17 protein-coding genes are annotated in these 19,001 nt (G+C 34.8%); 16 read left to right on the plus strand and 1 reads right to left on the minus strand.

Annotation, left to right across the window (positions count from 1 at the left end):
- The first annotated feature begins 38 nt into the window (after positions 1–38).
- The 5 genes from OF897_RS16850 to OF897_RS16870 all read left to right on the plus strand — a co-directional run bounded on the left by OF897_RS16850 (position 39) and on the right by OF897_RS16870 (position 5,164).
- On the plus strand, positions 39–797 hold the full coding sequence (locus OF897_RS16850) for an SDR family oxidoreductase (protein WP_267266840.1): 759 nt from the start codon (positions 39–41) through the stop codon (positions 795–797).
- Between the two features lie 20 nt (positions 798–817).
- The gene (locus OF897_RS16855; RefSeq protein ID WP_267266841.1) at positions 818–1,735 is read left to right on the plus strand and encodes a helix-turn-helix domain-containing protein; all 918 of its coding nucleotides are present in this window, start codon (positions 818–820) and stop codon (positions 1,733–1,735) included.
- A gap of 118 nt (positions 1,736–1,853) precedes the next feature.
- Positions 1,854–2,423 (plus strand): Crp/Fnr family transcriptional regulator, encoded by a 570-nt coding sequence (locus OF897_RS16860; RefSeq protein ID WP_267266842.1) that lies wholly within the window; start codon positions 1,854–1,856, stop codon positions 2,421–2,423.
- A 79-nt stretch (positions 2,424–2,502) separates the two neighbouring features.
- A complete protein-coding gene (locus OF897_RS16865; RefSeq protein ID WP_267266843.1) occupies positions 2,503–3,366 on the plus strand; it encodes an SDR family oxidoreductase in 864 nt (287 codons plus the stop codon).
- Positions 3,367–3,586: 220 nt separating this feature from the next.
- Positions 3,587–5,164 carry a Na+/H+ antiporter gene (locus OF897_RS16870; RefSeq protein WP_267266844.1) on the plus strand — a complete coding sequence of 526 codons (1,578 nt, stop codon included), beginning with the start codon at positions 3,587–3,589 and terminating at the stop codon, positions 5,162–5,164.
- Between the two features lie 491 nt (positions 5,165–5,655).
- On the opposite strand, the gene OF897_RS16875 is transcribed toward OF897_RS16870, so the two are convergent.
- Positions 5,656–7,641 carry a PAS domain-containing sensor histidine kinase gene (locus OF897_RS16875; protein ID WP_267266845.1) on the minus strand — a complete coding sequence of 662 codons (1,986 nt, stop codon included), beginning with the start codon at positions 7,639–7,641 and terminating at the stop codon, positions 5,656–5,658.
- Between the two features lie 302 nt (positions 7,642–7,943).
- Between OF897_RS16875 and OF897_RS16880 the strand changes: the two genes are divergently transcribed.
- From OF897_RS16880 to OF897_RS16925, 11 genes are all read left to right on the plus strand, one after another.
- Positions 7,944–8,927 carry an L-histidine N(alpha)-methyltransferase gene (locus OF897_RS16880; protein WP_267266846.1) on the plus strand — a complete coding sequence of 328 codons (984 nt, stop codon included), beginning with the start codon at positions 7,944–7,946 and terminating at the stop codon, positions 8,925–8,927.
- Positions 8,928–8,945: 18 nt separating this feature from the next.
- Positions 8,946–10,139, plus strand: coding sequence for an ergothioneine biosynthesis protein EgtB (egtB, locus tag OF897_RS16885; RefSeq protein ID WP_267266847.1), 1,194 nt, complete (start codon positions 8,946–8,948; stop codon positions 10,137–10,139).
- Positions 10,140–10,145: 6 nt separating this feature from the next.
- Positions 10,146–11,054 (plus strand): ABC transporter ATP-binding protein, encoded by a 909-nt coding sequence (locus OF897_RS16890; protein ID WP_267266848.1) that lies wholly within the window; start codon positions 10,146–10,148, stop codon positions 11,052–11,054.
- On the plus strand, positions 11,051–12,616 hold the full coding sequence (locus OF897_RS16895) for an ABC transporter permease/substrate-binding protein (RefSeq protein ID WP_267266849.1): 1,566 nt from the start codon (positions 11,051–11,053) through the stop codon (positions 12,614–12,616). The genes OF897_RS16890 and OF897_RS16895 overlap by 4 nt, the downstream gene beginning before the upstream one ends.
- Positions 12,617–12,808: 192 nt before the next feature.
- Positions 12,809–14,548 carry a thiamine pyrophosphate-dependent enzyme gene (locus tag OF897_RS16900; RefSeq protein WP_267266850.1) on the plus strand — a complete coding sequence of 580 codons (1,740 nt, stop codon included), beginning with the start codon at positions 12,809–12,811 and terminating at the stop codon, positions 14,546–14,548.
- A 651-nt stretch (positions 14,549–15,199) separates the two neighbouring features.
- Positions 15,200–15,316: a hypothetical protein gene (locus OF897_RS21610; protein ID WP_323809073.1), complete on the plus strand. Its 117-nt coding sequence runs from the start codon at positions 15,200–15,202 to the stop codon at positions 15,314–15,316.
- A gap of 378 nt (positions 15,317–15,694) precedes the next feature.
- Complete coding sequence (locus tag OF897_RS16905; RefSeq protein ID WP_267266851.1) at positions 15,695–16,414, plus strand: hypothetical protein; 720 nt, start codon at positions 15,695–15,697, stop codon at positions 16,412–16,414.
- 149 nt (positions 16,415–16,563) lie between these two features.
- Positions 16,564–16,791, plus strand: a complete 228-nt coding sequence (locus OF897_RS16910) for a hypothetical protein (RefSeq protein WP_267266852.1) — start codon at positions 16,564–16,566, stop codon at positions 16,789–16,791.
- A gap of 3 nt (positions 16,792–16,794) precedes the next feature.
- The gene (locus OF897_RS16915; protein ID WP_267266853.1) at positions 16,795–18,093 is read left to right on the plus strand and encodes a hypothetical protein; all 1,299 of its coding nucleotides are present in this window, start codon (positions 16,795–16,797) and stop codon (positions 18,091–18,093) included.
- An 82-nt stretch (positions 18,094–18,175) separates the two neighbouring features.
- Entirely contained in the window at positions 18,176–18,484 is a 309-nt protein-coding gene (locus OF897_RS16920) for a hypothetical protein (protein ID WP_267266854.1), read from the plus strand.
- Positions 18,485–18,496: 12 nt separating this feature from the next.
- Entirely contained in the window at positions 18,497–19,000 is a 504-nt protein-coding gene (locus OF897_RS16925) for a hypothetical protein (protein WP_267266855.1), read from the plus strand.
- Position 19,001 lies beyond the last annotated feature (1 nt).

A 19,001-nucleotide genomic window follows, 5' to 3' on the forward strand; every position in this document is an offset into this window, starting at 1 on the left:
AATGACCTTTGTTTTTCAAACATTTAAAATTAAAAGAAATGAAAAAGGCATTAATTACAGGAGCGAACAAAGGCATTGGTTTAGAGGTAGCAAAACAATTGTTACAAAAAGGGTATTATGTTTATCTGGGTAGCAGAGATTTAAAAAATGGTAAAGAAGCCGTCGAAAAATTAAAAAAAGAAGGGCTCGAAAATGTTGAATTGTTAGAAATAGACGTTACGAATCAGCATTCGGTAAACACTGCCCGGATTGAATTGGGTAGGAAAATACAGGTACTGGATGTGCTGATCAATAATGCTGGTATAAATGGAATAGAATTTAACGATGGCAAACCTTTAATGCATACCGCAACAGAAACGGATGTAGATGTTTACAAGAAAGTATATGAGGTAAATGTTTACGGTGTGATAAGAGTTACGCAAGCGTTCCTAGATTTATTGCGAAATTCATCAGCACCGAGAATTGTCAATGTAAGTTCAAGCCAGGGCTCGCTCACTTTACACAGCGATCCAAATTTTATTCATTACAACTTTAAAGGCTCGGTATATCAATCTTCAAAATCAGCCCTAAATATGTACACCGTTGTACTGGCGTATGAATTGAAGGACTTGCCTTTTAAGGTAAATGCAGTTAGCCCAGGTTCTACAAAGACAGATTTTAACCATAATTTGGGGCAAGGTTCTGTCGTAGATGCCGGTAACAGAATAGTAAAATATGCCATCATTGGCGAGGACGGGCCGACAGGTAAATTTTTCTCTGAAGATATGAATACGGTTACCGGCGAAATTCCGTGGTAGAAAATCACTAAATTTATGAGATGAAAAAGGACAAAAACATTCCTTACCATTACAATTCACTTACAGAGTTGCATCGGATGCTCGGGTTACCTAAACCCTTGCACCCGTTGATTAGTTTTTTCGACAATACCAATAAAAAGATAGATTACAGCAACATCGCAGACGTGCGAACTTCAGCATTTTACAAGATCTCTTATAAGTCGAATCTTAGCGGGCAGTTAAAATACGGGCAACATTATTATGACTTTGATGAAGGCGGATTATTTTTTGTATCGCCTAATCAGGTTACTGCAAACAGCGATAATAACGGCGATCAATCTGGTTATACTTTACTGATTCATCCCGACTTTTTATTGACTTATCCTTTAGCAAATAAGATAAAGCAATATGGCTTTTTCGGCTATTCTGCCGATGAAGCATTGCATCTTTCAGATAAAGAAAAAGATACTATTATTTCAATTTTCAAAAATATTGATGAAGAATTACAAAGCAGAATCGATGATTTCAGTCAAGATGTAATGATCTCACAAATAGAAACTTTACTCAATTACAGCAATCGATTTTACAAGAGACAATTCATCACCCGAAAACAGGTAAATAACGACCTTTTACAAAAAATGGAGAAAATTTTGGATGAACTATTTAAAGATGAAAATCTGGCAATCCAAGGTATTCCTACAGTCCAGTATCTTTCCGAAGGCCTCCATCTTTCGCCAAGCTATTTGAGTGATATGTTACGTTCTTTAACAGGGCAAAATGTACAGCAACACATTCAAAACAAGATTATTGAAAAAGCAAAAGAAAAATTATCTACTTCTGATTTATCAATTTCAGAAATAGCCTATGAATTAGGATTTGAATATTCGCAATCTTTCAGTCGCTTATTTAAAGCTAAAACCAATCAAAGCCCGCTTGAGTTTAGGTCTAGTTTTAATTAGAAACATCATCTACTTTTAATAACTAAAAACCATCCGAGATTTTGTTATAAAACCAACCTGAGTCACTTTTTACCAAATGGTAATTCTTTAATTAAAATCGCTTCCTAACTTTACAACAATGGAAAAATTAATTGAATATATACTGCATTTTGGCAATTTGAACCAACAGCAAATCGACTTTATCAAAAGCAAGGCAACGGAATTGGAACTGAAGAAAGATGATTATTTTTCCGAAGCAGGAAAAATTCCCAAATACATTGGTTTCGTTTTGGAGGGCGTTTTTCGTTTTTGCTATTACAATAATAAGGGCGAAGAAATAACCTATTATTTTATCAGCGAAAACAGTTTTGTTTCGGACCAGCAAAAATTTGATGCACAGGCAGCAGCAACTGATTACATACAGGCTGTTACCGATTGTAAAATGCTGGTGTTCTCTAAAAAAGATTGGGACGAAATTTTAAATACAATTCTGGATTGGGATAAGATTGCTGCTAAAATAACACACAAATGTTTAACCGAAGCGATGGACAGAAGAAGTCCGTTGGTTTCGGAAGATGGGACTACCCGTTACCTGTCATTCCTCGAAAAATATCCAATGCTTATCAACCGTGTTCCGCTTTCATTTGTCGCTTCGTACTTGGGCGTTACCCAACAATCGTTGAGTAGAATCAGAAAAAACATCCGCTAAAAATCTCTTTTTACCAAATGGTAAATGTTTTCATTTTTGAAGTTCGGAAATTTGTATCATTAATTTAAAACAAAAGATTATGAGCAAAAAAGTTGTATTAATAACAGGAACAAATAGTGGATTTGGATGGCTTACCGCAAAAAGTGTTGCAGCATTGGGACACCAGGTTTACGCAACAATGAGAGATACAAAAGGTAAAAATTCAGATAAAGCAAAAGCCCTTTCAGAGATAGAAAACATTACCGTTCTGGATGTTGCTCTTACAGACGAAAATAGTGTGCAGAACGCCATAGATACCATCATCGCAAAAGAAGGAACAATAGATGTTTTGGTAAACAATGCGGGTTTTAGCAGAAACGGTGTGGCCGAAAGTTTTACCACCGCCGATGTGCAGGAAATACTCGATATCAATGTCATCGCACCTTGGCGATTGATGAAATTGGTGTTGCCATTTATGCGTAAACAATCCGAAGGTCTGATCATTAATGTCACCAGCGGATTTGGTACCGTTTCATTTCCTTTTGCCACAATGTACAGTGCTTCAAAATTTGGTTTGGAAGGCATTAGTGAAGGTTTGCATTACGAAGTAAGACCTTTGGGTATTGACGTTGCCATCCTGCAGCCGGGTGCTTTCCCGACAGAGATGTCACAAAAATTCAACCCTGGTTCTGATGCTTCGGTTAACGATGCTTATCAAGCGATAGCAGATTATCCTAATAAAATGGGGGCTGCTATTGGTAAGGCATTCGAAACTTTAAATCCTAATCCACAAGATGTTGCAGACGCCGTGGTAAATTTAATCAGCTTACCCAAAGGTCAGCGCCCGATAAGAACTAATGTTGACCCTTTCACAGGACAATACCTCCAAGCTGCAAATGATGCTGTTCAAGTGCAATATGAGAAAGCGTTAACTGCCTTTGGAATGGGAGATTTATTGAAGTAAAATATTGGAACCTCAAATTTTACTGCAGTCTACCGTCCTAAAAATCCGATGCAGATTACAGGTCAAAAATAATTTATTATACCAAAGCAAAACGTTTTTGCTTTGGTATTTTGTTTAATAAGTAAAGAATAAAAAAGTAACAGCTTTTTTGATGATCAATACTATTAAAATGTCAAATTTTTAAAAATTTGATATATATTTAAGTATATAAATTTTCCATATGCTTAAAGATTTTGAATTTTATCTTTTCCTGGTTTTCTTGATTACGATGCTTATCATGCTGGCCAATAAAATTAAAGTTGCATATCCTGTTTTACTGGTATTGGCGGGACTTGCCATAAGCTTTATTCCTGGTGTGCCACCCATTAAAATAGAGCCCGAATTACTGTTCATCATTTTTCTACCACCTTTACTATACGAAGCTGCCTGGTCAACCTCATGGAAAGAGCTTTGGCGATGGCGCAGGATTATTTTCAGTTTTGCTTTTGTCGTTGTTTTTTTCACCGCATTGTCAGTTGCCGTTTTCGCCAATTATTTTATTCCCGGATTTTCTCTGGCTCTTGGGTTTTTATTGGGAGGTATTGTTTCTCCACCGGATGCCGTTAGCGCCGGAGCAATTTTAAAATTCGTAAAAGTTCCCAAAAGACTGGCTTCAATTCTGGAAGGTGAAAGTTTGCTGAATGATGCTTCTTCTCTGATTATTTTCAGATTTGCAATGATAGCTGCTGCCACAGGACAGTTTGTTTGGCATGAAGCGGCTGGAAGTTTTGTGTGGATGTGCTTCGGAGGCGTAGGAATCGGGCTTGCTATTGCGTACTTCTTTCTGAAGATGCACAAAATTTTACCTACCGATTCAAATATAGATATTTTGCTGACTTTTATTGCGCCGTTTTCTATGTATCTTGCTGCTGAACAGCTTCATGCATCGGGAGTATTGGCGGTAGTAACAGGTGGGTTGTTTCTTTCATATCGAAGTCATGATTTTTTAAGCAGTGCGTCACGAATACGTACGGTAACAGTCTGGGAGAGTTTTTGCTTTCTGTTAAACGGAATTGTTTTTATGCTGATCGGTTTAGATCTACCGGAAATTGTTTCCGGCCTTGGAAATACAGATATTTATACAGCGATAGGGTATGGAATTGCAGTTACCGTTGTACTCGTTGTAGTAAGAATTTTTGCAGGTTATGGTGCATTGATTACAACTTTAGTTATGAGAAATTTTATTACTGTTGCCGATCCGCAGTCACCAGGCTGGCAAACTCCTTTAATTATTGGATGGACCGGAATGCGTGGCGTAGTTTCCCTAGCAGCAGCGTTATCCATTCCCATGACGTTAGATGATGGCTCTCCGTTTCCACAAAGAAATATGATTCTTTTTATTACATTTATTGTCATTCTGTTAACGCTACTATTACAGGGACTTACCCTTCCTTTTTTACTTAAAAGATTTCCGCCGGTAGACCGGGATTTTATAAGAAGCGCCAAAGAGATAGATTACGACATTCAGAACAGTCTGGCAAAAGTAGCGATTGATAAAATCAGGAGCGACTATGCTGATAAAATAGAAAGTTTTCCGACGTTGAAAGATCAGTTACAGAAATATGAAAATCAGTTTAACAGTTCTGAAATTATTTTAAATTATGAGGAATATAGAAATATTTATATTGATATTCTCGACACTCAAAGAAGCTGGCTTATCAATAAAAACCGTCAAGAACTGTTACTTGATGAAAATATTATTAGAAAACATCTGAGACTTTTGGATCTGCAGGAGGAAAGATTGAATATGAAAAGTTAACACTTTTTCAGATGAAAAATTTAAGCTGTTATTAGCTAGTGTTAAAAAGAACACTATTGAAAAATGTTTTGATTATTTAAAATTAAATGAAATAGATCCTATAATTATCATAGCTCCTTCAAAATATAGTTATAGTGATGAAAATTTTCTTAATGATCCTGATTTTAGAAGGAAATTTGAATTTCCCGATAGAAGTGAAGATAAATATTTTCTAGGTACTTATAAAGATGTTGAAATATACATAACTCACAGTGATTATATTAATAACAAAATTGTCTTGGCAAATTTTTAAAAAGCGTTATGAGATTGTTTCAAGCGGTGAAATTTGAGATTAAAATATTACAATTATCCTAATATATCTATGTCTAAAGACTTACCCCTTATTTCTATCATCATTTTTTGATTGTAGGCGGCGGAAACTAATAAATATTTAAGTTTTAATTAAATTAATACTAATCGGATCAAATAATCTCTATCCCAATACTCACAAGTTAAGCATTCCCATCGATTGGTAATAAAAACGAGAAGGTAGTACCTTTGTTTTGAGAACTTTCGACCTGTATAGTACCATTGTGAAGTTCTATAATTTCTTTACAGAGATAAAGTCCGATTCCAAATCCTGATATAGTTCTACTGTTACTATCTTTAACTCTATAATATCGTTCAAATATTCGATGCTGATCTTCGACGGATATACCTATTCCATCATCATGAACATTAACCCTTATACTATGATCATCAATATTTAAATATTCTACAATGATCGACGTGTTAACGGCAGAGTATTTAACCGCATTGCCAATGAGATTGTGAAGTACCTGCGATATTTTGTCACGGTCTGCAAATATTGATATTGATCCGGGTGATTTAAAAATAAAAGTACGGGTATGATTGGTTGAAAGAAGTTCTTGCTCAATTTCTGAGAATAAAGTATTGAAATCAAAGTTTACTTTATCCATATGCAATTGTCCTGAATCAAGTCTTGATACATTGAGAAAACCATTGATCATATTGTTCATATAGTCCACCTGCTTTACAGATTTTTCGAGCATATTTTGCTGTCGGGAGTTTTCTGCATTTATTTCGTTCCGTTGTAATAACTGAAGATATGCTTTTAAGGAGGTAAGGGGTGTTTTAAGTTCATGACTTACCATTCCCATAAAATCATCTTTTCGCTGTTCTTCTTTTTTTTGTTCGGTGATATCCCTAAGAGTACCGTTCAGACTTAGCGGATGACCTTGCTGGTTGTAAAAAACCCTTCCATTCGCCTGCAACAATCTTACCTTTTTATCAGTATTGTTTTGGATTCGATATTCTATGAAATAATGACCGTCAGAGTTCTCGCTTAAAGAATGGATAATCGCATCAATCACACGATTCCGATCTTCATCCAAGATGACCGCCAATGCAAGAGAGAGGTCTAAATTTTCTTCAGAGGATAGACCAAACCAATTTTTAAGCAAAGAATTCCCGGAAAAAAGATTTGTTGCCGGTTGATAATAGAATGTAGCAAGTTCTCCTGCATCGATAGCTAAAGCCAACATTTGCTGGTCATTCTCATTTTTCCTTTGCTGTAATACACGCTGAGTAATTTCTTCTAGAATGACAAGAACACCTGAAATACTTCCATCTTCAGATAATATGGGTTGATATATGGAATTCACAATAGCTTCTCGTAATCCATCCTTATGAAGCAATCTGACTGTAAATTCAGTATTTATTTTTGGTTTTCCGGTATTATAAACTTCTTTAAGCCAATTGTTTACAGGTTGGTCCTGCAATTCGGGGCGTGCCTTTTCATGTGGACGGCCAATTACTTCTGATTCTGTTCGCCCCCAAATGTTGAGAATAGCCGGATTGGCGATTTCAATAATATGCTCAGGTCCTTTCAGCATGGCAATTCCAACCGGAGCCTGTTCAATGATGGTTCGGATATATTCCCTGCTGTGTGCAAGTTCCTTCATAGAAATGTTGAGCTCTTCGTTGGTGGAAGTAAGCTCTTCAAGTGTTGCAGCCATCTCCTCATTGAGTGCGTGCTCCCTTTCTTCTTTCTCTCGTATTTGCTGTACAAATTCTCTGCGCGCAGTTACGTTAAGTGCCGTATTAAGGATACACCAGGTTTTATCATGATGATCTTTAATTGCTTTATATTCGTAATCAAAATAATCCAGAACTTCTTCTCCGTTAATGATCAGTTTAGCAGGCGCTTCGGAAATGGAATATGTTTTACCTGAACGCCAGACTTCCTGCAAAAGTTCTAAAAAAGGTTGCCCTTCCAATTCCGGAATTGCTTCCATTAACGGTTTACCAATTACAGATGAGTCTTTACCCCAAAGAGCCAACATTCCCTCATTCGCAAAACGAATGATCATATCTTCACCTGAATATATAGATGTCGGTGCAGGAGATGAAGATAATGCCTGAAGAATTAAATCAAGAGCAAAACTATTATCGGACAAATTTTCTTGGGTTATCATAACTGCAACAAAGATAGGCAAAAGTCCCAATGTCGATAACAATTAGTGGTATGTTAAATACCCGAAAAGTTTATAAAATATCAATTCGTTTGTGAAAAAGCACTGCGATTTCTGCCATATGTGAAGGATATTTTATTTAACAATTGATAATAAATATCTTTAGGGATAAAAAAAAATAAAATTATAGAAATCTTTTCCACAATTCAACATATTTCTAAATTAGATAAATCTCACATTTTTTGTAAAGCAACTGCTATGGCGGCAAGATAGTTGTAGTTCCATAAAAACCCAAAAACAATATTATGAATTCACAGGTCGAAACAGAAACTCAGATAAAAAACGGTTCAAAGGAAACATTTCTTTCAGATGTTTTAGATGGTTTAAAGAGCAGTCCAAAACAGTTACATTCAAAATATTTTTATGATAAAGCAGGTGACCGACTTTTCCAGCAGATCATGGACATGCCGGAATACTATCTCACCAACTGCGAGCTTGATATTTTTAAAAATAAAACCAAGAAATTAGCAGAAAGTATCTTGAGCAGCGACACTTCTTTTGACCTGATTGAATTAGGAGCCGGAGATGCCATGAAATCATCTTATCTTTTGAAGCATTTGGTTGAGAAAGGTGTCGATTTTACTTATATGCCGATTGATATTTCCGGGCATATTTTATCGGAACTTAATGAAAAACTCAATAACGAAATTCCTGACCTTGAAATCGCATCTTTAGAAGGCGAATATTTTGATATGCTTGATAAAGCTACCTCAATTTCCACCAGAAAGAAAGTTGTCCTTTTTTTGGGAGGTAACATAGGAAATATGGATTTCGAAGAATCCTACCATTTTTGCAGGGAACTCAGAAGAAAGCTCAACCATGGCGATATTCTTATCATCGGTTTTGATTTAAAAAAGAATCCGCATACGATATTGAATGCATATAATGATGCTGCCGGAATCACTTCATCATTCAATTTAAATCTTTTAGTGAGGATGAATCGTGAACTAGATGCTGATTTCGATGTTTTAAATTTTCAGCATTACCAAACTTACGATCCGATTTCCGGTGCTTGTAAAAGTTATCTGGTAAGTCTCGCAGAACAAAATGTACATATCGGAAATGATGTGTTTCGTTTTGAAGAAAATGAACTGATTGATATGGAGATTTCTCAAAAATTTTCTCAGGACGATATCAGCAAACTTGCCAAAGATTCGAAATTTCATATTATTGATCATATTTACGATTCCAAAAACTGGTTTGTAGATTCTATTTGGCAGGTTGTCTAATTTTTAAATTTAATTCCAATGGAAACAAATCCAACTTTTAATACCGAACAAATAACCCTTACAAATTGGGCAAAACGCTACGTTGAAATTCGTCAACATTCAGTCGATATTTGTGAACCTTTGGAAATTGAGGATTATGTGGTTCAGCCAATCGTAGATGTAAGTCCGCCGAAATGGCATTTGGGACACACGACCTGGTTTTTTGAAACTTTTATTCTGATGCCGAATGTTGCGGACTATCAAGTTTTTGATGCACAGTATAATTTTGTATTCAACAGTTATTACGAAACAGTAGGAGCGAGGGTAATCCGTACGGATAGAGGGAATTTGAGCCGCCCGTCCGTTTCAGATATTTATAAATACAGAAAATATGTTGACGAAAAAATGCAGTATTTTCTTCAAAGTAATTTGATGAACGAAAGCATTGAATCATTATTAGAATTAGGTCTTAATCACGAACAACAGCATCAGGAACTATTGATGACTGACATCAAATATATTTTAGGTCATAATCCGCTTTTTCCGGTTTATAAAAAGGAAATGATCCAACAAAATGAAGTCGAAAGTCAATCAGAAATGGTTAGCTTTTCAGAAGGTGTTTATGAAATTGGTTTTGAAGGCAAAGGTTTCTGTTTCGATAACGAATTGGGAAGACATAAGGTCTATTTAAATGATTTTGAAATCTCAAATCAACTTGTAACCAACGGAGAATATTTAGAATTTATGGAAACTGAAGGTTATTCAGATTTCAGACACTGGCACGCCGAAGGTTGGGACTGGGTTAAACAGAATCAGGCAAAATCACCTTTGTACTGGCATTTTATCGATGGAAAATGGATGCACTACACCTTAAATGGTTTACAGGAAATCAATCTCAATGAACCCCTTTGCCATATTAATTTCTTCGAAGCTTCAGCTTTTGCATCCTGGAAAGAAATGCGTTTGCCAACCGAAGCAGAATGGGAAGTTGCCTCCAACCATTTCGATTGGGGAAAACGTTGGGAATGGACAAATTCTGCCTATTTACCTTATCCGGGTTTTAAAAAAGAAGCAGGCGCAGTCGGCGAATACAATGGGAAATTTATGGTTAATCAGACTGTTCTTCGTGGCGCTTCGGAAGCAACGCCTGCCGGTCACAGCAGAAATACCTACCGTAATTTTTTCCCGACCAGTCTGCAATGGCAGTTCACAGGAATCCGTTTGGCTAAATAATTTTCTATGATAAAAGTTGAATCGGTTTCTAAACATTTTGGCGGAAGACCGGCAGTCGATGATATTTCCTTTCAGGCAAATGATAAGGAAATTTTGGTTCTTTTGGGAACCAGCGGTTGCGGAAAGACTACAACTTTGAAAATGATTAACCGATTGATAGAAGCTGATTCCGGAAATATTTTGATTGATGGAAAAAATATCCGTGATCAAAAAGTTGAAAATCTGAGGATGGGAATTGGTTTTGTAATGCAGAATTCGGGACTGTTTCCGCATTATACAATTAAAGAAAATATTGCAACTGTTCCAAATCTTTTGAAATGGGACAAAAAGAAAACCGAAAACAGAACACAAGAACTTTTAGACAAACTTAATCTTTCGACAGATATTCTTTCCCGTTTTCCTAATGAATTAAGTGGTGGGCAACAGCAAAGGGTAGGAATTGCAAGAGCTTTAATCGCAAATTCACCGATTTTGTTAATGGATGAACCTTTCGGAGCCTTAGATAATATTACGAAGGCCGATATTCATTCGGAATTTAAATCTTTGGAAGAATTAAAAAATAAAACGATTATCCTCGTCACGCACGATGTTCAGGAAGCTTTTGAATTGGGACACAGAATTTGCTTAATGGACAAAGGAAAAATTATCCAAACGGGAACTCCAAAAGAAATGCTTTATTATCCGGAAAATGATTTTGTTAAAGAATTTTTTACAACAAATAGACTTTTGCTAGAATATAAAGTTACAGTTTTAAAAGATTTAATTCCTTTTCTTTCTGATTTTCAAAACGACTTTCCTGAAGATTCTAATATTTGGAATGTCTTGCAAAAGTTAAGTTCAGACCAGCAAAATACAGCGCATTATGAAACAATAATGAAGGCATTCAACGATTACCGAAAATTACAGATTGTATGACGCAGCAAAGTCTTTGGCAGTTTGTTTCAGAACAGCACGAAAAATTATTGACCCAGATCACACAACATCTGGGACTGACGTTTTTGTCATTACTTTTAGCAATAATTGTCGGTTTACCGTTGGGAATTCTCATCGCAAGAAAAAGGAAATTATCAGGTTCGGTTTTAGGTGTTGCAGGAATTTTGCAGACGATTCCGAGCATTGCTTTGTTAGGTTTTATGATTCCGGCTTTTGGAATCGGCGCAACTCCGGCAATTGTCGCCTTGTTGATCTACGCACTTTTACCAATTATCAGAAATACTTATACGGGAATTACAGGCGTAAATCCTTCAGTAATCGAAGCAGCAAAAGCAATGGGAATGAACCGAAAACAGTTGCTATTCAAGGTCGAACTTCCGTTGGCGATGCCTGTCATTATTGCTGGAATCAGAACTGCTGCGGTAATTAATGTTGGCGTTGCGACTTTAGCTTCATTCGTTGCAGCAGGAGGTTTGGGCGAATTTATTTTTGGTGGAATTTCATTAAACAATACTAATATGATTCTCGCCGGAGCAATTCCCGCAGCATTATTGGCTGTTTTGTTGGATAAGCTGATTGCTGTTTTTCAAAAGATTAAATATCAAAACCTTCGTAAACTATGGTATATTTTTCCAGTGATATTGTTGATTATTGGCGCAGGTTATTTATTTAATTCTAAATATGATACCAAACTCAAAGCAGGTTTCACGCCTGAATTTATGGGGAGACAGGATGGAGATTTGGGTTTGCGTTCTCTTTATGGATTAAACGTCAATCCGAAAGTTGTAAACGATGCAATAATGTACAAAGCTGCTTATGAAGGTGAATTGGATTTAATTAGCGGATATTCCACAGACGGAAGAATTAAAGCTTTTGATTTATATGTTTTGGAAGATGATAAAAAAATATTTCCGCCGTATTTTGCTGCACCGATTATTAAAACAAAAACGTTGCAGAAATTTCCTGAGCTTGAAAAGACGCTGGATTTATTAGAAGGGAAATTTAATGATTCGATAATGACGGATCTTAATTATCAATCAGATTATCTCAACCAGACGCCTGAAAAAATAGCGAAGGATTTTTTGATTAAAAATAAATTATACAAAAATCCACAAAACGAAAACTCTGGAACAGTTAGAATTGGCTCGAAGATTTTCGGAGAACAATATATCTTGACTGAGATTTATAAAATGCTAATCGAAGGCTACACTAATTATAAAGTGGAAACGAAAACAGGATTGGGCGGAACGAAAATCTGCTTTGACGCCCTGATGAACGACGCCATTGATTTTTATCCTGAATATACCGGAACCGGACTTTTGGTTCTTTTAAAACCTGACGAAAAAATACTTTCTACGGTTACCAAAAGTGCAGAAAGTACATACGATTATGTCAATTCAGAATTTCAGAAACAATACGGAATTCAATGGCTGAAACCACTTGGTTTTAATAATTCTTATGCGTTGATGATGCGCAGAAAACAATCTGAAGAATTGAAAATAAAAACAATTTCACATCTTAAGAATTATCTGGATCAAAACTAAAACAAGTATTCAATTTTTTAGATTTCTATAATTTAAATAAATTCAATAACCATTAATTGATTGTATACAAATGCAAAAAGTTTTAACCGAATTTCTTTTGAGGCACTAAGCAAAGTTGCAACATTGGTATTCCTTTTGAAACCAATCATACCATAAATTCAAATGATATTCAACAACTAGATAAAGAATACTATGGCAAAAAATGTATCAGACCATTTGGTCGAAATGTTAAAAAGTGCAGGCGTTAAAAGAGTATATGCGATAACCGGTGACAGCCTGAATCCTGTTAATGATGCTATCAGAAGAGATGGTTCAATCGAGTGGATTCATGTTAGGCATGAAGAGACTGCAGCATATGCGGCGTCTATGGATGCAGAACTTAATGGGATTGGTTGCTGTATGGGAAGCTCAGGACCGGGACATGTTCATTTGGTAAATGGTCTTTATGATGCAAATCGATCAGGAAACCCTGTCATTGCAATTGCGAGCACTTGTGCAACAGATAAATTCGGAACAGAATATTTTCAGGAGACCAATCCTGAGCTGTTGTTTAAAGACTGCAGTAAAAAGATTTTTATGGCGAATACCCCCAAACAGTTTTCCACCATGATTCAACGTACAATTCAGACAGCATTGAATGAAAAAGGGGTTGCAGTCTTAGGTTTGCCCGGTGATGTTGCATCTGCAGATTTTGAAGATGTTACAACAGGGTATAAGAATTTTAAAAACAATCCGATATTCAGGCCTTCCGAAAGCGAAATGTCACAGCTGATACAATTGCTGAATTCAGATAAAAAGATAGCTTTTTTCTGTGGACATGGTTGTAAAGATGCAGTTAAAGAAGTGGAAGAGCTAGCTGGCAAATTAAATGCTCCCATTGTTTATTCTTTCAGAGGTAAAATATTTTTTGACAGAGAAAATAGTGCTTATTCTGTGGGAATGAATGGTCTTCTAGGAAATAAATCAGGGTATGAGACCTGTAATGAAGCAGAAATCCTACTTCTTTTAGGAACAGATTTTCCTTATTCAGAATTTTTACCTGCAGATAAAGTTATTATACAGATCGATGAAAAACCGGAAAGAATTGGGCGACGCGCTCATGTCGATTATGGTTTTGCCGGTGACATTAAGGATACTGTTCTGGCGCTTCTTCCTTACATCAAATCAAGGTCAGACGATTCTTTTCTAAAAAAAATGAAAAAAATATATCTTGATGATGAAAAAAGATTTACTGATTATGCTGAGAAAAAAGGAACATTATCAAAAATTAATCCTGAATATATTGCAACTCTTATAGACCATTATTCTTCAGAAAACGCTATATACACAGTAGATACTGGAATGACGGCAGTTTGGGCAGCACGTTTTATCCGGGCAAAAGGTAATCGTTATTTAACGGGTTCTTTTAATCATGGATCAATGGCGAATGCTTTGCCGATGGCGATAGGAGCTGCCGCTGCATCTCCGGATAGACAGGTTATTGCGATGAGTGGTGATGGAGGATTATCTATGCTTTTAGGGGATTTGGCGGTTGTCATGCAATACCAGTTTCCGATTAAGATTTTTGTTTTTAATAATCATTCATTAGGAATGGTTAAGCTTGAAATGGAAGTTGCCGGATACGTTGACTGGCAGACTGACATGATAAATCCGCCTTTTGATAAAATTGCAGAATTAATGAATATAAAAGGCCTGGAACTCAAAGATCCAGAAAAAGCTGAATCAGTTATTAGAGAAGCATTTACTCATGAAGGACCGGTTTTGGTCAATATCTATACTGATCCGGATACTTTGGCTATGCCGCCCCATATAACATTTGAGCAAATGAAGGGATTTGCAACCTCTCTGGCGAAGAAAATTGGAATGGGAAAATTTGAAGATGTGAAAAATTCAGTAAAAGCAGGAATAAATCAGATTGGTGAGGTTTTATAATACATACAGTCATTAAATAAAGTTGTCTTTTTATAGCCACTTGGCAATACAAGTGTAGTCAAATACTCTTGTTTAATTGAGTTCGATTGAGTCAAATTAAACAGGAGTTACAAAGCTCATTTTCGACAAATAATTTCTTTCAGTTAGCATTTATTGCAAATTAGCTTTAAAAATAAATAATACGAGGCATTGGAATAGTAATTCTTTGGCTAACTTATTATTTAATAGTTCAATGCTTAAAATTATATAAATATTATACATTTTAACTGTAATATTCAATAACATTAAAAAATATAGAATTTATTTGCCAAATTCTATTAGCAGATTAAACTTTAAGTAAATCTGCTAATAAATGATAAAAGATGGATTAAATGTTCGATTGTAGTCCCTCTCATTCCGCAAGTTGAGAAACTAAAATAAGCTAAAATGCTGTAAATATTGATGTTTACAGCGTTTTTTGTTTTGCGCTCGTATCAAAGAAAATCAAAAAAGGCCATATTAAAAGTGACCTATTTAGTGACCTATCGTAAAAATTTGAAAATAGGTCACTGAAATCTCTGTAAAACCCGACCAATAAGCAGTCTAACGATTGTACATCTTACAAAAGTGGTAACAAAAAGTAAATTATTAAACAATTAAAGTTATCACACAATGAACAAAACATTCAACCTGCTATTCTTTATAAAAAAGAATAAGATCCGAACAAGCGGAACTGCTCCAATCTACTTACGAATTACGGTAGACGATAAGGCTGCAGAGGTTTCTTAAAAAGCTGAATTTTTTTTATTCCTATACTTGCTGAGATACCTCTTTTACTGAAACTGAAATGTACAACCCGTACAATTTTAATTTTTTCTATACGATTATCAGACCATAATATTGATTAGAGTTTTAATAAAAAGAATGCAAATCTCAATATTCTTTTTATTTTAACTAGATATTTCTCATATATATATGAGAAAATATTTATATTTAAACAAAAATTTATTTCTAAGCTTAATTCTAATTTATGTAATGTATTCCTGTATTCATGATGAATTCGAATTTTTATAATGAAGAAAAATAAAGACAATATAAATTCTTTATTAATTAAAGAAAATACTCTTCTTAATATCTATAAAGTTCAAGATTAAACTAATAAAAACCATGAAAGTCAAATCATACTTATACCTCTTATTGGTATTAATAAGTTCTATTACAATATCTGCACAAAAAATCAGCACGACAGATCAATTTTTAAGCTATTTCAACAACTATCAGAAAAAAGAATTAGAAGGCATTATAACATCCGATTTTAAATTCAAAAGAGAATTTTCAAAAGTAATTACAGATCGAAAAGAATTTTTAAACAAGTATTTAGAAGATTCCCAAACACTAATTGCCAAGTTTAAAGTGATTAAGAAACCGGATGGGAAAAATCAAAACTACTATGTCGTAGAAGACCAGTCACAATATCTGAAATTGCTTGATGTAAAATTTCCGAGATGGAATATGACCATCACCACAACGGCAGGAAAAGTAAGTCAGGCGATGCTTTCTCCTACAAATGATTATGATAATTATGTTACGGAATTGACTTCCAAAACAGAAAAATTTAACTCCTGGATGGAAGAAAATCACCCGGAAATAGATTTGGAAAAACTAAAAGATCTGTCCCAGGTTCTGGAATATTTAAACGAATATGTTAAGTCCAAAGGGATCCTTTTATCTGACCTGCAGCAATATGACGAATCTGCCAAACCAGCAGTAACCGTATCAGATAGTGATTCACTATTTGACAACATGACCTGCCTGCATCGTAATAAATTTACAGAAGTTAAAGGGCTTCTTTTTATCCTTTTAATAAATCTAAAAAAGTACTGTTAGTTTCTTTTAATGATAAAGACTGGAAACTAAATTATTATTCTAAGTCACCTAAAATAACCGATATTTCAAAAGCTATATCGTCTAAACAGCTTAACAAAGCCGACCTTAACAGATTAACTGATTTATTTTATAATTACGGGTATAAAAAAATGGAATTGGTAAAAACGATCAGTCAGGAGTTTGATTGCTCTGGATTAAAAAATGCATTAGTATTTCTTCATGAAAAGGGTAACCCTTTTGAATATATAGCATTCGCTTTTGATTGCGATAAAATCGAGTTCAGTTCCCAAAAAATCAGTTGTGGTGATGAATGCACTACAAAAAGAGAATTGCTGGAGCAGTTTTTTATTTCTAACGGAATTGAAACCGGTCAATAAACTATGAAAAGATATATTATTCTTGCCACATTTTTGGCAGGATTGCCAGTATTGGCTCAACACAAAACAACTCCTAAAACAAAAATTATTTCCTCACGTATCAACATCAGAGAACCAAAACCCCGAATTCTGGATGCGGCGATTAAAGAATATACTATTTATTTTAAAGGATTCTCGTTGGTAATACAGGATGAAGCAACTGATGAACTGGGCAATCATATGCTTGTCGGACGAATCAAAGCATTGGAAAAAGACGAAAAGAAAAGAGATCCGCTCATCAATAAAGCAATAAATTTTTCAGTCGGATTTTATGATTATCGTGATTTTATGATTTCAACCGATCAAAATTATAAAATTTTAAAGGTCAGACCCACCTATCGGCCACAGACAATCAGCTATAATACAAAGCTTAAAAATTTCATCATTGGAGGTAATGATTACGGTTACGGAGATTCAAATGGGAAGTGGCAGCCCATGATTACAGTTGTGGATCTGGAACAGTATGGCACTGCGTATGCTATTAAAAACGACTATTCATGTTACCTGAAAGATTTAATTATTGAAGAAGATAAAATTCATGTTTTAGCTGCTTCTGAAGAAATCAAATATAATGAGAAGCTTGAAATGATTACTGTTGATCTGAATAAATTTCATGCTGATAAAGAAGCTTATTTACCTGAAATCTTAGACCCGATCTCACACATAATCTTTGTAAATCAGGATAATGGCAGAATAGATATTTCAGGAATTTCAAAGGTGGGCTCAGACTATTATTTTTCTACTTCTAACCTAGATCAGACTAATATTAAATACAAAACATATATTTTTAAGTTTGATGGCAGAACCCTTGAAGATCAGACGAAGTTTAAATATTTTAACGATCATATTTATTCCAATCCGGATTTGGTAAAGCTTAGCGGATTCTATACTGACCCTTCAAACGGTCCTGTTTTTTTAACCCAGAGAATTGGCTTTAACGAAATGAATCTGACGAAAACAAATACTAATTATGATATTAAAAAAAATATTAAAATTAAATTATTTGATTATATCGAATGGGCAGAAGTAGTAGCATTTACCAATGGTAATATCGTAGTGCTTTCACAGAATGAAAATAAAATTTGGGAATATTCTGTTTATAATTCAGATTTAATACTCACTAAAAAAATCAATTCCGGTTTCTCAGGAAATTATTATCCGGGAAAATTAAAAATAGCGAATGAACATATAGTGGAATGCCTTTTTTATGATACACGAAAAATAAAGAATGATGCTGTGGTACAATATGCTACAGTAAATTAACCAAATGATTTTTTATGAAATAAGGAAATCGGAGAAAAAAGATAAATTTTAAACAAACTCTAATAAGAACATAAAATAAAACATGGAAAAAGCAGAAAAATTATCAGGCGATCAGCTTAAGGAAGTAAAAGAAATTCTTGCCAATACTGCAGTATTGGAACTGGAAGAAGGGGAAGATTTTGTTGAATTGGCGCGCACAAAAGTAGAATTCGGATATATTTATTTGAGAGAAGATAAGTACGAATCATTATTCAAAGTCATAACAGACAAGAAAATAGTTTTTTTTGCTGCACAACGAGGAAGTCTTATGCGTTTACAGGATACATTTACAGAAGAACAGTTTCAGGGTACGGTTGAGCAGATGAAAGCATTTCATGGTGACTGGATATAAAACACTCAAAAAATGAAGAAAAAATTTGAAAAAGATACAAGTGGTGTTTTACTCATTTGTTCTAAAAAAGGCTTGAAAAAATACTTTTCAAATAATACGTTTGATTACAATTATCCAGACGGAATTCTTCCACTCATTAATAATGGTTTGGTCATCGCGTTAACAACGGAAAGCAGCGAAGATATAAAGGGAGAACTGATTGATCTTTCCATGAATGATTATAAAGGATACAAATTATATGGAGAACAAAATTTCTTCATTGAAGAGGAAGATGAAATTTACATACTGTCTCATTCCGAGTTTACACAAATATGTAGCAATCACAACGGAGACATCGATGCTTTTAGTTTTTGGGACAAAAAAATCATGGTCGATAATCTGAGAGCAGGCTGGACAATTGCTTTCACACATTGCAAGATGCGCAGTGATAGCATGTATTTAACAACAATTATTCAACTGATTTATACGAAAGAACGTTTTCCCTATCCGGAGGTATCAACTATTCCAAGATTTTAAC

This window comes from Chryseobacterium formosum (assembly GCF_026460885.1).
In the GTDB taxonomy this organism is placed as follows: domain Bacteria; phylum Bacteroidota; class Bacteroidia; order Flavobacteriales; family Weeksellaceae; genus Chryseobacterium; species Chryseobacterium formosus.

Excerpts from the sequence above, each read along its gene's own strand:
- OF897_RS16875 (WP_267266845.1), bottom strand. The coding sequence starts at position 7,641 with ATGATAACCCAAGAAAATTTGTCCGATAATAGTTTTGCTCTTGATTTA.
- OF897_RS16880 (WP_267266846.1), top strand. The coding sequence starts at position 7,944 with ATGAATTCACAGGTCGAAACAGAAACTCAGATAAAAAACGGTTCAAAG.
- OF897_RS16910 (WP_267266852.1), top strand. The coding sequence starts at position 16,564 with ATGGAATTGGTAAAAACGATCAGTCAGGAGTTTGATTGCTCTGGATTA.
- OF897_RS16915 (WP_267266853.1), top strand. The coding sequence starts at position 16,795 with ATGAAAAGATATATTATTCTTGCCACATTTTTGGCAGGATTGCCAGTA.
- OF897_RS16905 (WP_267266851.1), top strand. The coding sequence starts at position 15,695 with ATGAAAGTCAAATCATACTTATACCTCTTATTGGTATTAATAAGTTCT.
- OF897_RS16925 (WP_267266855.1), top strand. The coding sequence starts at position 18,497 with ATGAAGAAAAAATTTGAAAAAGATACAAGTGGTGTTTTACTCATTTGT.
- OF897_RS16865 (WP_267266843.1), top strand. The coding sequence starts at position 2,503 with ATGAGCAAAAAAGTTGTATTAATAACAGGAACAAATAGTGGATTTGGA.
- OF897_RS16860 (WP_267266842.1), top strand. The coding sequence starts at position 1,854 with ATGGAAAAATTAATTGAATATATACTGCATTTTGGCAATTTGAACCAA.
- OF897_RS16920 (WP_267266854.1), top strand. The coding sequence starts at position 18,176 with ATGGAAAAAGCAGAAAAATTATCAGGCGATCAGCTTAAGGAAGTAAAA.
- OF897_RS16900 (WP_267266850.1), top strand. The coding sequence starts at position 12,809 with ATGGCAAAAAATGTATCAGACCATTTGGTCGAAATGTTAAAAAGTGCA.
- OF897_RS21610 (WP_323809073.1), top strand. The coding sequence starts at position 15,200 with ATGAACAAAACATTCAACCTGCTATTCTTTATAAAAAAGAATAAGATC.
- OF897_RS16895 (WP_267266849.1), top strand. The coding sequence starts at position 11,051 with ATGACGCAGCAAAGTCTTTGGCAGTTTGTTTCAGAACAGCACGAAAAA.
- OF897_RS16890 (WP_267266848.1), top strand. The coding sequence starts at position 10,146 with ATGATAAAAGTTGAATCGGTTTCTAAACATTTTGGCGGAAGACCGGCA.
- OF897_RS16870 (WP_267266844.1), top strand. The coding sequence starts at position 3,587 with ATGCTTAAAGATTTTGAATTTTATCTTTTCCTGGTTTTCTTGATTACG.
- OF897_RS16855 (WP_267266841.1), top strand. The coding sequence starts at position 818 with ATGAAAAAGGACAAAAACATTCCTTACCATTACAATTCACTTACAGAG.
- OF897_RS16850 (WP_267266840.1), top strand. The coding sequence starts at position 39 with ATGAAAAAGGCATTAATTACAGGAGCGAACAAAGGCATTGGTTTAGAG.
- egtB (WP_267266847.1), top strand. The coding sequence starts at position 8,946 with ATGGAAACAAATCCAACTTTTAATACCGAACAAATAACCCTTACAAAT.